We start from the raw sequence: 12,361 nt of genomic DNA, 5'->3' as shown, positions 1-12,361 counted from the left end.
GTCCTTCGGACCATCCCGGAATGACCGGCTCCGCCGGTCACGTCATTTCGGTCAGTCGCGCCGCATAGCGGGCCATCAGATCGACCTCGATATTGACCTCGTCCCCGGCGCGCCAGGCACCGATGGTTGTGACGCTGAGGGTGTGCGGGATGATCAGGACCGAAAAGGTCACGTCCTTGACCGTATTGATGGTCAAGGACACGCCGTCCAGGGTGATCGAGCCCTTGGTCGCGATGAAGCGCGCGAGCTCCCGCGTGGTCTTGAGCTCGAACCGCGCCATGTCGGGCAAGTCCTCGCGACTGAGAAGCGTCGCGATCCCGTCGGCATGTCCTGCGACAATATGGCCACCGAGCTCGTCACCGATCTTCAGCGCGCGCTCGAGATTGAGCTTCGTACCAATTTTCCAGTGCTTGGCCGTCGTCAGCGCCAGCGTCTCCGCCGCGGCGTCGACATCGAACCAAGTCCTTTCAGCAGAGTCTTTGCCGCCTTCGATGCCGGAAGCCACCACGGTCAGGCAGACGCCGTTGCAGGCGATCGAGGCGCCATCGGCGATGGTCGCACGATCGTAGCGGCAGGCAATGCGCAGCCGATGCAACTGGCCCTGCGCCGTCGGCGTCAGGCCGACGATCTCGCCGATATCAGTGACAATGCCGGTGAACATTTAAGCGCGCTCGTAGATGGTGAGAGTATCTCTGTCGAATGTTTCGCTAGCATGAACCTTGAAGGCGGGCGACTGCGTGATTTTCGACAGGGGCAATGCATCGAGCGCATCGACGCCGCCGGCGCCGATCGCTTCGGTCCCGCGGAACAGCCAGATCTCATCCACCAGATCGGCCGCGACGAAGGACGAGGCCACATGGCTGCCGCCCTCGACCATCAGCCGCGTGATGTCCTTCTCGGCCAGCGCGTGCAGCACCGCAGGAAGATCGAGCCCCGGCGTACTGTCGGGCGGCATGCGCATGACCTGGACGCCTGCCGCGCCGAGCCGCGTGGCTGCGGCAGCTTCCGCGAGCTCGGAGCCGATCACCCACAGCGGCGTCTCGCGTGCGGAATGGACGAGCTGGCTCGACGACGGAATGCGTAAACTCCGGTCGAGCACGATGCGCACCGGGGAGCGTGCTTCCATGCCCGGCAGGCGACAGGTCAGAAGCGGATCGTCCGCAAGCACCGTGCCGATGCCGACCAGGATGGCATCGCTCTGCGCTCGCAAGAGATGCACGCGGTTGCGCGCGGCCTCTCCCGTGATCGCGACCGGCTTGCCGCCGGCCGCCCCGATCTTGTCGTCGGGCGAGACCGCAAGCTTCAGGATCACATGCGGGCGCTTGTGGCGGATACGGCGGAAATGGCCGGCATGATCGTAGGCAGCATCCACAGCACAGAGCCCGACATCGACGGTGATGCCTGCGGCGCGCAAGCGCGCGTGGCCTTGTCCTGCGACCTCCGGATTGGGATCCTCGATCGCCGCCACCACGCGCGTGATGCCGGCCGCGATCACGGCGTCCGCGCAAGGCGGCGACTTGCCGAAATGCGAGCAGGGTTCGAGCGTGACGTAGAGCGTCGCGCCACGGGCCGCCTCGCCCGTGCGTCGCAGCGCCTCGCGCTCGGCATGCGGGCGGCCGCCGTGTTGCGTCCAGCCGCGGCCGACGATCACGCCATCCCTGACGATGACGGCGCCGACGGACGGGTTCGGCCAGGTGCGCCCCTGCCCGCGCCGGCCGAGCGCCAGCGCAAGCTGCATGAAGCGGCGATCAGCGTCTTTGGACTCACGGGCCTTCTGCGCGAGCTGATCCTCCAGAATGCGGAAGATCATTTGCGTATCGCGGCGAGCCGCGCTTCCTCCTCGCCGGAGAGCTCGCCGAGCACGTCGGCAAAATCCTTGGCCTCGCGGAAATTGCGGTAGACGGAGGCGAAGCGCACATAGGCGACGTCGTCGAGCGTGCGCAGATGCTCCATCACGGTCTCGCCGATCACCTCCGAGGAGATCTCGGCCTCGCCCGCGGTCTCGAGCTCGCGCACGATGGCAGAAACCATCTTCTCCACCCGCTCCGGCTCGACCGGCCGCTTGCGCAAGGAGATCTGCACCGAGCGCATCAGCTTGTCGCGGTCGAACGGAACGCGGCGGCCGTTGCGCTTGATCACGGTGAGCTCGCGCAGCTGCACGCGCTCGAAGGTGGTGAAGCGGAAATTGCAGGCGACGCAGATGCGCCGCCTGCGGATCACGGACGAATCCTCGGTCGGACGCGAGTCCTTAACCTGCGTATCGAGACTGTTGCAGTTGGGACAGCGCATCCGCTTGTTATCCGCCCTTACTGGTAGATCGGGAACCGATCGGTGAGCGCCTTGACGCGTTCCTTGATCGCGGCCTCGACCAGCGGCGCGTTGCCGTCGTCCGACTGCGCGATTGCGTTCAGGACTTCAGCGATCATGCCGCCGACCTGCTGGAATTCAGCGACGCCGAAACCGCGGGTCGTCGCGGCCGGCGTGCCAAGACGCAAACCGGAGGTGACGAAGGGCTTCTCGGGGTCGAAGGGAATGCCGTTCTTGTTGCAGGTGATGGCGGCGCGGACCAGCGCCTTCTCCGAGACGTTGCCCTTCAGGCCCTTCGGCCTGAGGTCAACGAGCATCAGATGGTTGTCAGTGCCGCCCGAGACGATATCGAACCCGTGACTGCGCAGCGTTTCGGCGAGCGCCTTGGCATTCTCGACGACGTTCTTGGCGTAGACCTTGAAATCCGGCCGCAGCGCCTCGGCGAACGCCACCGCCTTCGCCGCGATCACGTGCATCAGCGGCCCGCCCTGGAGACCCGGGAAGATCGCCGAGTTGAGCTTCTTGGTGAGCGTCTCGTCATTCCACAGGATCAGGCCGCCGCGCGGTCCGCGCAGCGACTTGTGGGTCGTGGTGGTGGTGACGTGCGCATGAGGCACGGGAGAAGCATGCACGCCACCGGCAACGAGGCCGGCGAAATGCGCCATGTCGACCAGCAGATAGGCACCGACGCTGTCGGCGATCTCGCGGAAGCGCTTGAAGTCCCAGGCGCGCGAATAGGCAGAGCCGCCGGCGATGATCAGCTTCGGCTTGATCTCTTCGGCCTGCTTGGCCACCACGTCCATGTCGATGACCTGGTCCTCGCGTCGCACCGTGTAGTGCGCGGCCTTGAACCACTTGCCGCTCATGTTGACGGGCGAGCCGTGGGTGAGATGGCCGCCGGCGGCCAGATCAAGGCCCATGAAGGTGTCGCCGGGCTGCATCAGCGCCAGGAACACGGCCTGGTTCATCTGGCTGCCGGAGTTCGGCTGCACGTTGGCGAAATTGGCGCCGAACAGCCGCTTGGCGCGATCGATCGCGAGGTTCTCGGCAACGTCAACCCATTCGCAACCGCCATAGTATCGCGCGCCGGGGTAACCTTCCGCGTATTTGTTGGTCATCACCGAACCCTGCGCTTCCAGCACGGCCCGGCTGACGATGTTCTCGGAGGCGATCAGCTCGATCTCGTGGCGCTGACGGCCGAGCTCGCCCTTGATGGCGGCGGCGATTTCCGGGTCGGCCTTGTCGAGCGAGGCCGTAAAAAACGAATCGGGCGCGGAGGCGGTTTTGGCGGAAGTCATCGGCGAATATCTCCACCGCCGCAGCCTTTTTGGCGGGCTACGGTCGGTCTTGTGTGACGGTTGGAAGCAGCCGCGATCTACCACATCGCCCCGGTCCGGCCAAGCATTTGCGGGTCCGGGGCGACAATTATGCCAGATATGGTGGGGATCGCGGGGATTTGGAGGCCCGCAGATGTACGGGATCGCCCGCGCCGGGCGCTCGCCGAGCGTTAACAGGCGGCCGCCGCCACACCCGCCGCTTGGCGCCCAGAGGGGCGCCGGCAGCCGGTTCCTCCGGCTTTGAGATAGACTTGGCCGCCTCTCCTCACAAACCGGTATAACCCGCCTTCACCGGGTCGATGCTGCCGTCGAGCTGGCGCAGGTAGGTCAGGCCGCAGACCGTCAACCGATGAGTGTCCTTCTCGCCCGCCTCAACCAGCGTATTGAGGTAGTTGGTCACCTTGGCCCTCGCCTCCTCGCTCGCCGCAGCGGTGCGGTTGGCGAGCAGGTCATAGGTCTTCATGATGCGGTCGATGGCGGCTTCCATGGCATCCTCTGCTCGATCTGAATTTTGGGGAATGCTGTCAGGCAAGCGCGTCGGCCTCGAACGCGGCCTCGAATTTCGCGATCGCCTTGTTGGCCAGCCTGATCTTGTTGAATTCGCCGTGCTGGAACAGCTGCACGATGATCTTCAGTAGCCGCTCATCGGTGACGAGCGTATCGGGGAGCGCGCCAGCTCTGCGGAGATAGTTCGCGGCGATGGCATAGGCCTCGCTCACGATCTCCACGTTCATGGTCTGTAGTCCACGCTCGACCAGCATCGCACGCCTCCGATCTGAAGGGGATAAGCTGCGAGCCGGCGGCTGGTTCCGCAAAGGCGCTGCTTTTTTCGCAGGTGCAAAAACACAAAACGCGCCGGTCCGGGCAAAGCCGGGCCGGCGCGATCGGGGAAGTTTAGGCACGTTCGGGAGGCACGCCGGTCTTGTTTAGGGCCGGCTTGGCCTTGATCCCTCCGAATAAACTCAGAGCCGATACAGGATCTGGTCGGTCCAGAACCGCTCGAGGCGATGCAGCGACTTGTTGAGCGTGGAGAACTCCTCGCCCGAGATGCCGCCGACCTGCTCCACCGTCTTGACGTGCTTCTGGTAGAGCGCGTCGACGATGCGGCGAACTTCCTGGCCCTGCGGGGTCAGACGGATGCGCACCGAGCGACGATCAACGCGCGAGCGCTGATGATCGAGGAAGCCGAGCTCGACGAGCTTCTTCAGATTGTAGGAGACGTTGGAGCCGAGATAGTAGCCGCGCGTGCGCAGCTCGCCTGCGGTCAGCTCCTTGTCGCCGATGTTGTAGAGCAAGAGCGCCTGCACCGAGTTGATGTCGGCGCGGCCGCGACGATCGAATTCATCCTTGATGACGTCGAGCAAGCGGCGATGCAGCCGCTCCACCAGAGTCAAAGCTTCCAGATAGAGCGACTGCACCGAGCCCTGCTGGCCGGCGACGCGCTCTGCGGTATCTGCCGCAGTTGCGACGGCTTTCATCATGACACTTCCCCTGTTGTCGTTTTTGTCGACACTTATTCGACGAAACTTTTGTCCCGCCTGATAGCCGCAACTTAAGGGGAGGCGTTTGAAGATCAGCTTAAATAAGAGAATAAAGAGATCATGAATTTAAGACAGTGAATCGCGGATTAAGCCTGTGCAACAAGGACTTTTCGCAACCCTCTGTTGACGGTGGCAAGGTCCTGTTCACCCTCCGTCCGCACCACTTGTCGCATTCCAGAACAGCCCTGCCCTGTTTCGAAACGGGAGCGTAAGAGCTGTGGCGGATCACGCAGGATCCGTGAAAACTTGCCGCAAATTTGAGGCAACCATCGATCAACCATCGACGCGCGAAAACACGCTCTCGTGTCCCTGACGCGCTGCAGCGTGCAACGCTGCTGCGCAGTGCCGGCACTCGGACGCCCGACAGACAATTGTGGAAATTGTGGAAAGATGCGCCCCGCACCCGATCGTGGATGGGCTGCGCAAAACCAGAATTGGCTTTGCTATGGCGGGCGCTCGCGCGCGGCCATCCATGCGAGCGCGAGATAGGCGGCGAGCATGAAAGCTTCGACCGCGACCACGATGAGGCTGCCGCCATAGATGCCGGGGAACATCAATTCGATCACCGCCATCGACACCACCGTCGTGAGCCACACGACCGCGCCCCAGGGCGTCGCGAGCCACAGGCCGACGGCGGCGACGAGTTCGATCACGGCGAAGTAGACGGTTGCGGCCTGCCAGGCCATCGACTGGTTCTCGAACGCATCGTCCTCGCCGCCGACGAAGCCCGTCACCTGCGCCCAGTGATAGAGGCCCTTCAGGATCGAGAGCAGCGCCATCACGCGCAGGAATAGCACGAGCCGCCGCGTCCAGACGTTCTCGTCGGACTCGGGTCTCTCGGACGACAGCGCGGCCACTGACATTGCGCTGTCTCTGCCGTTGTCCCTGGCGCCGTCGCGGGCGGCATCGCGGGTTGAGATCTCGGACATGACTCCCCTTCTGGCCGCTTCGTCCGGCAAAATCAATCGGTCTGCTACCGGGTTGCGGAAGGTCAAGCCGCGGTGACGGGAACCATGCGAGCTGGTATAAGAATAATTCTAGTTCGGCATGATCCGGAAAAGTCTGCAGCGGTTTTCCGAAAAGATCATGCCCAAACAACAACTAAGCGCGATGATGAATCATCGCGCTGGAGATACCTACAATGGCGATCAAGTACGGACGTCCGATCGAATTGCGCGAGGTAGCGCGCGGAAACGCGACCGCCACCCCTGCCAGAGATCTGGGCTTGGATCTGACCGTCCGCCCGCGCCGCAACCGCAAGGCGGAATGGGCGCGGCGCCTGGTGCGCGAGAACGTGCTCACCACGGACGACTTGATCTGGCCGCTGTTCCTGATCGACGGCAGCAACAAGCGCGAGGCGATTGCCTCGATGCCCGGCGTCGAACGTCTCAGCGTCGACCAGGCGGTGCGTGAGGCCGAGCGCGCGATGAAGCTGACGATCCCCTGCATCGCGCTGTTTCCCTACACGGAAGCCTCGCTGCGCGACGAGCACGGCTCGGAAGCGACCAATCCCGACAACCTCGTCTGCCAGGCCGTGCGCGCGATCAAGAAGGAATTCCCTGACATCGGCATCCTCTGCGACGTCGCGCTGGATCCCTTCACCAGCCATGGCCACGACGGCCTGATCGCGGACGGCAGGATCCTGAACGACGAGACGGTCGCCGTGCTCGTGGGCCAGGCGCTGGTGCAGGCGGAGGCCGGCTGCGACATCATCGCGCCCTCCGACATGATGGACGGCCGCGTCGGCGCGATCCGTGAAGGGCTCGACCGTGCCGGCCTGCTCGACGTGCAGATCATGGCCTATGCGGCGAAATACGCCTCTGCCTTCTACGGCCCGTTCCGCGACGCCATCGGCTCGGCCAAGACGCTTGTAGGCGACAAGCGTACGTATCAGATGGACAGCGCCAACACCGATGAAGCACTTCGCGAGGTCGAGCTCGACATCGCCGAGGGCGCTGACATGGTGATGGTGAAGCCCGGCATGCCCTATCTCGACGTCGTGCGGCGGGTGAAGGACACTTTTGCGATGCCGACCTTCGCCTACCAGGTCTCCGGCGAATACGCGATGATCGCGGCAGCTGCCGGCAATGGCTGGCTCGACGGCGAGCGCGCGATGATGGAAAGCCTCCTCGCCTTCAAGCGCGCCGGCGCCGACGGCATGCTGACGTATTTTGCGCCGAAGGCAGCAGAGAAGATCAAGGCGCAGAGTTAATACAACTTCCGTCATTCCGGGGCGGTCCGCAGGACCGAACCCGGAATCTCGAGATTCTCAGGTGCGCAAGTGCGCACCATAGTTCGATGCTGACGCATCGCCCCGAAATGACAGTGTCCAATCACTGCCCCCGAATCGCCGGAATATTTCCGCTTGTTGATCGCCGCGGCCTTGGCAGCGGGACGGCCTGATCCCATGTGCAGCCACGAGTGTTTCCGATCGGAGAACGGACCATGTCGTATTCGGACTCGGGCAATTCGAGCCCTAACTCGGGTCCCCGGCGCAATGACGGCGGGGTTCCGCCGCATGCCTATGATCCCTACCTCCAGCCGGAGCTGTTCCGTGGCGTATCGACCCGACGGGTATTCGCCTTCCTGATAGATCTCATCGTGATCTCGGTCCCGGTAATCCTCGGCTACATCTTCATCGCCGTGTTCGGCATCGTCACGCTTGGTCTGGGCTGGGCGCTGTTCTGGCTCGCCTGGCCGGCCTCGGTGATCTGGGCCGTGGTCTATTACGGCGCCTGCATCGGCGGTCCGCATTCCGCGACGATCGGCATGCGGGTGATGGATCTGGAGTTGCGCACCTGGTACGGCGCACCCGGTTATTTCGTGCTCGGTGCCATGCACGCGGTGCTGTTCTGGGTGTCGATCTCGTTCCTGACGCCGTTCGTGATCGTCGTCGGCCTGTTCAACGGCCGCCGGCGCCTGTTGCACGACATCGTGCTGGGAACGGTCGTCATCAACAACTCGGTCCGCTCGCCCGTGCCGCAGACGGCAAGAACCTATTAGAGAAACCTACTAGAGCGCCTCCTAAACCACCTTGTGAGCTGACCGATTGACCATGAGCCTCCGTAGCGCGATGCTGATACCTGTTTCGGAGGCCTACGACGTCCCTTGACCCAGCACTCGCGCGACACCCCCCAATTCTACCTTACGGCGCCCTCGCCCTGCCCGTACCTGCCGGGCCGGCATGAGCGCAAGGTGTTTACGCACCTCGTGGGGGACCGCGCCGGCGACCTCAACGACCTCCTGACCCATGGCGGCTTCCGCCGCAGCCAGTCGATCGCCTACAGGCCCGCCTGCGACCAGTGCCGGGCCTGCGTCTCGGTCCGGGTGGTCGCCAACGAGTTCCGCCCGTCCCGCAACTTCCGCAAGGTGATGGCGCGCAACGCCGACATCATCGGCGAGCAGCGCAGCGCGGTTCCGACCTCCGAGCAGTATTCGGTGTTCCGCGGCTATCTCGACGCCCGACACCGCCATGGCGGCATGGCCGACATGACCGTGCTCGACTATGCCATGATGGTCGAGGACAGCCATGTGGAGACCCGCATCATCGAGTACCGCAAGCGCGGCCCCGACAGCGGCATCACCGGCCGCGGCGAGGAGCTCTTGGCGGTGGCGCTGACCGACGTGCTCAGCGACGGGCTGTCGATGGTCTATTCCTTCTTTGAGCCGAGCCAGGTCGGCCGCTCGCTCGGCACCTTCATGATCCTCGACCACATTGCCCGCGCCCGGCGCCAGGGCCTGCCCTACGTCTATCTCGGCTACTGGATCGAGGGCTCCAAGAAGATGGACTACAAGGCGCGCTTCCTGCCGCAGCAGCGCCTCGCACCCTCCGGATGGCTGCGCGTCGACGCACAAGGCGACACGGCGTCAGAGCCGCAGGATTAGGCCCTTTCGACGTCTTGCCGCTCAGGGGACTGCCGCTTCGGCCTGGTGCGCCGCGGCCGTCCTGGCGCCGGCGCGATGTCTGACGATGAAGTTGAGCGCCGCGATCCCCGGCAGGAAGAAGTAGCCGCCTCCGAGCGGCTTGGTGAACGAGGCCAGCGTCACTTCGCTGCCGCTCGGCAATCCGGGAATGGTGAACGTTTTGGGGTCAGGAAGCGACCCGACGACGGGGTCGTCCTGGTCGTGGAGAGTCCCGAACCTTGGGTTTTGTACCCAGCGCTGGTGAATGAACTCGAACTGGCGCTCGAGATCCGCATTGCACGCGATGAAGAACAGGCCGTCGCGCGTGCCGCTGTCGGTCTCTTCGCGATAGGGCCGTCCACGGCGGAGCAGCCGGTGCAGCTTGGATGACTTGATGCTTGATTGCACATCGATGCCCAGGGAATCGCGCGGGTTGGACCTACGGATGTGAGCCCCCTTCGGACAAGCGAAGCCATTTGCATCCTCGACACGGTAACGGAAGGCGTCGGCCGCCGAATCCGATCCCGGGGGGCCTTGCCAGCCGAGCGGCATGCCATCCATTCGACGTCCCATCAGCTTTTCGCAGATGCCCTGGCCGTTCGCTTTCCTGAACTCCTCGAACGCCTCGACATCCTGCTGGATCTGGCGCACGGCCAGGTAGCTTCCGTTCAGCGTGAAGCGGTCTCCCGACTGCGGCCACTCCTTCACATTGGGACAGTAAGTGAGTTCGTCATACTCGTTGCGATAGCCCAGAACGAATTCTCCGGGCTCGACGACACGATCTTCATAGAAATGGCCGGCGTCCCGTTCGGCCTGCTTCCGCGACGCGCCTCCCTCTTCTCTGAGGCCGCGGATCACGGGTTGCGCGAGGCCATCGCGAAACCCGAACGGCTCGCGCAGTCTGCCGTCTTCTTTCTTCTTGAACGAGCAAGGATTGTTTTCGACGGTCCTGATGACGAACACATCTGGATCGGGAGCCTCCATTCGTGATTCTTCGTCGAGCACCCACCATTGCGCTACGAGAACATGGACCGTCTGGCAGCCGTCGTGGCCTTCAACATCGGACCAGCGCCATTGATCACGCGAAGTGTCTCTCAACAGCTCTTTGCGCAGCGCGCTCCCCATGCCGCTGCTGAAAGGAGTCGGGAACGGATGCGTCTCGGCCTCGGAACAGCCGAGCTTCTTCAGCCCTGAAAAACTGAAAGCGACCGCCACCGCTTCGCTGATCGATGCTTCCGATTTCGCCTTGCCTTCCTCGACGCGCTTGGCACTGACGACCAGGCCGCTGTTGGCGAGTTGTGCAAGCCATGCCCGGGCCTGATCCTCGCGGCCGTCGCGGATCGTCAGCAGCCAGAAGCGGCTGGATTTGAGCCAGCCGAAGCCGCTCTTCAGCATGCCCTGGATGTCGTGTCTCTGCTTGGAAAGATGCGGCGCGTGCTTCACGTACTTCATGTTTCGATGGCCCTCATAATCAGGTCGTCGTTTTTCTCGTTGCGCTCGCCGAACAGGGCGTCGCGCAGCCCAGTGGCGAGATTGATCTCGTCGATCGTCGCGTTGCACGCCACGAAGCGGTACAGATTCGGAAGCATGCTGTCGCGCGCGTAGGATTTGAACTTCAGCTCGCACTTCACTCCCCGGTAAATGAGAAACCGCGTCGGCGGGAAGCTGCGCGGCTGCGCAATGCCGGGCTGACCGGCCACCGCCGGTACGCGCGGGTTCAGCTCCGTCCACCGCCATGCCAGCGTCGTTCCGCTGGAAGCGCCGTTGATGAAGTCGTCGAGGTAGCCGCCAAAATTGCCGTCATAGTTCGAGCAAAACAGGAAGCGGCGACCGTTGTCGATGATGTGCCAGTGGCCGAAATGGATGCCCGGCGCATCTCCCAGCCATCCCTGCGTGAAAAACACCCGTCCGGCGAACGTCACGATGCGCAGGGAAGCCCGGATGCACCACGCGCTCCACCCCTGCGGACCGCACAAGTCCGTCAGGCTGATCATGTGCTGAATTCGGTCGACCTCTCGCGCCTCGCATCTCTCGATCGACGGGTGGATCTGCTGGGCGCGAGGAACGTCGTCTTCGAGTGGATGAAAGAACCTTTCGCTCAGCGTCGTGAACCGGCGATTGAGCCGGGAAAACAGCGCGCCGATGCAGAGCACCACGATGATCGCGACAACGGCGATCTCGGTGAGTTCCAATCCAGTAAGCTTCGGTATCTTCGGTTCGATGGTCTGTTCCATATACTCCGGCACCAGCGCGTAGGCCAAAGGAGCGAGGGTGTAGGCTATGGCGCACGCGGCGATGGCCAGGAGCAGCGGCACGCCGATGACCCAGCCGGCCACATAGGTAGACAGCGACGAGATCGTCTCAGTCGGCCGTTCGAGTTCGCGCTGAATGCTCTTCAACCAGCGTCTCCAGGACACGAATTGCGCCGGGAGCGGGACCAGGAACAGCCAGACCAGAAATGCAATCACCGACACCGCCAGCAGAAAATGTCCACTCATTGCCAGCAGACATTTGCTCGTCTTGCTCACGGCGTCCTCGATCGCCAGCACGACGGGATGCGGCTCGCCGAAGAACCAGTTGTAGGCGCGCGGAAGCGCCCCGCCGAGCCAGAGCACGACGAACCAGAGGACGAGCGCGCTTACTGGATAGGCGAGCTTCGCGCCGATGCCGGCGCCCTTCCCGCGCCAATAGGATCGCGGTGCAGGTTTGGCCGCCCACTCGAAGCGGGGGTTCGTGTATGCCCATCGTGCCAGCGCCAGGGCGAACGCGGTGCGATCATTGCCGTATTTCGGCTTCAGCGTCCGCGCTTCGTTTCGCGTCTGCTTGAGCAGCTCCGCTTCCATCTGGATCTGCCGAACCGACCGGTCGCGGGCGCCGACGAAGGCGCCATCGGCGATGCTGTGGCATTCCATCAGCCGGCCAAGCAATTGCTGCTTCTGCTGATCCGTCGGCTCTTCGACGTTGGGGAAATACATGCCGCCGAAGAGCGACCACATCGCGCCGCCGGAATGGTAGATCAGCCGGTACAGCAGGTCGTATGGGCTGAGACCCTCCTCGACGGCAAGCTCGAGCATCAGCGAAGGCCGCTGCTCCGCTGCATCGGCCATGGCCGGCAGGAGCCCGATCGATGCGAAGTGCACTACCGCGACATCCTTGAACAGGTCATTCAGCGCGCCAGAAACGGGCGTTGGAATTTCGCCTCCGCCGGGCCAGCCTGGCGCAACGATGCAGATCATCTGCTGCCGGACAATCTCGAGCATGGCTGTCCTTCTC

The 12,361-nt window shown here is 63.5% G+C and carries 13 protein-coding genes; 3 read left to right on the top strand and 10 right to left on the bottom strand.

Features of this window, described 5'->3' with window-relative positions:
• Window positions 1-37: 37 nt before the first annotated feature.
• The 8 genes from NLN62_RS37740 to NLN62_RS37705 all read right to left on the bottom strand — a co-directional run bounded on the left by NLN62_RS37740 (window position 38) and on the right by NLN62_RS37705 (window position 6,114).
• Window positions 38-661 carry a riboflavin synthase gene (locus NLN62_RS37740; RefSeq protein ID WP_027522893.1) on the bottom strand — a complete coding sequence of 208 codons (624 nt, stop codon included), beginning with the start codon at window positions 659-661 and terminating at the stop codon, window positions 38-40.
• A complete protein-coding gene (gene ribD, locus NLN62_RS37735; RefSeq protein ID WP_254112121.1) occupies window positions 662-1,810 on the bottom strand; it encodes a bifunctional diaminohydroxyphosphoribosylaminopyrimidine deaminase/5-amino-6-(5-phosphoribosylamino)uracil reductase RibD in 1,149 nt (382 codons plus the stop codon).
• On the bottom strand, window positions 1,807-2,289 hold the full coding sequence (gene nrdR / locus NLN62_RS37730; protein WP_027522895.1) for a transcriptional regulator NrdR: 483 nt from the start codon (window positions 2,287-2,289) through the stop codon (window positions 1,807-1,809). The genes ribD and nrdR overlap by 4 nt, the downstream gene beginning before the upstream one ends.
• Window positions 2,290-2,306: 17 nt before the next feature.
• Window positions 2,307-3,605: a serine hydroxymethyltransferase gene (gene glyA / locus NLN62_RS37725; RefSeq protein ID WP_027522896.1), complete on the bottom strand. Its 1,299-nt coding sequence runs from the start codon at window positions 3,603-3,605 to the stop codon at window positions 2,307-2,309.
• A 304-nt stretch (window positions 3,606-3,909) separates the two neighbouring features.
• Entirely contained in the window at window positions 3,910-4,131 is a 222-nt protein-coding gene (locus NLN62_RS37720; protein ID WP_027522897.1) for a hypothetical protein, read from the bottom strand.
• A 37-nt stretch (window positions 4,132-4,168) separates the two neighbouring features.
• A complete protein-coding gene (locus tag NLN62_RS37715) occupies window positions 4,169-4,405 on the bottom strand; it encodes a hypothetical protein (protein WP_254112120.1) in 237 nt (78 codons plus the stop codon).
• Window positions 4,406-4,606: 201 nt separating this feature from the next.
• On the bottom strand, window positions 4,607-5,125 hold the full coding sequence (gene ldtR, locus NLN62_RS37710) for a transcriptional regulator LdtR (RefSeq protein WP_027522899.1): 519 nt from the start codon (window positions 5,123-5,125) through the stop codon (window positions 4,607-4,609).
• A gap of 503 nt (window positions 5,126-5,628) precedes the next feature.
• Window positions 5,629-6,114 (bottom strand): DUF6163 family protein, encoded by a 486-nt coding sequence (locus NLN62_RS37705; protein WP_027522900.1) that lies wholly within the window; start codon window positions 6,112-6,114, stop codon window positions 5,629-5,631.
• Window positions 6,115-6,326: 212 nt separating this feature from the next.
• Here NLN62_RS37705 and hemB point away from each other — a divergent pair, with 212 nt between their 5' ends.
• From hemB to NLN62_RS37690, 3 genes are all read left to right on the top strand, one after another.
• Window positions 6,327-7,397 carry a porphobilinogen synthase gene (gene hemB, locus NLN62_RS37700; RefSeq protein ID WP_254112119.1) on the top strand — a complete coding sequence of 357 codons (1,071 nt, stop codon included), beginning with the start codon at window positions 6,327-6,329 and terminating at the stop codon, window positions 7,395-7,397.
• A gap of 233 nt (window positions 7,398-7,630) precedes the next feature.
• Complete coding sequence (locus NLN62_RS37695; RefSeq protein WP_027522902.1) at window positions 7,631-8,188, top strand: RDD family protein; 558 nt, start codon at window positions 7,631-7,633, stop codon at window positions 8,186-8,188.
• A 105-nt stretch (window positions 8,189-8,293) separates the two neighbouring features.
• Window positions 8,294-9,070 (top strand): arginyltransferase, encoded by a 777-nt coding sequence (locus NLN62_RS37690; protein WP_027522903.1) that lies wholly within the window; start codon window positions 8,294-8,296, stop codon window positions 9,068-9,070.
• A gap of 21 nt (window positions 9,071-9,091) precedes the next feature.
• Here the strand turns inward: NLN62_RS37690 and NLN62_RS37685 are convergent, their stop codons facing one another.
• Together NLN62_RS37685 and NLN62_RS37680 are read right to left on the bottom strand one after the other, a co-directional pair.
• Window positions 9,092-10,540, bottom strand: a complete 1,449-nt coding sequence (locus tag NLN62_RS37685) for a Dyp-type peroxidase domain-containing protein (RefSeq protein WP_027522904.1) — start codon at window positions 10,538-10,540, stop codon at window positions 9,092-9,094.
• Window positions 10,537-12,348: a hypothetical protein gene (locus tag NLN62_RS37680; protein WP_027522905.1), complete on the bottom strand. Its 1,812-nt coding sequence runs from the start codon at window positions 12,346-12,348 to the stop codon at window positions 10,537-10,539. Before NLN62_RS37680 ends, NLN62_RS37685 begins: the two co-directional genes overlap by 4 nt.
• Window positions 12,349-12,361: the final 13 nt, after the last annotated feature.

The sequence above is a fragment of the Bradyrhizobium sp. CCGUVB23 genome, assembly GCF_024199885.1.
GTDB lineage: Bacteria > Pseudomonadota > Alphaproteobacteria > Rhizobiales > Xanthobacteraceae > Bradyrhizobium.
Note: the sequence above shows the minus strand (reverse complement) of the source record. Positions and strands in the feature narration are given on the sequence as shown.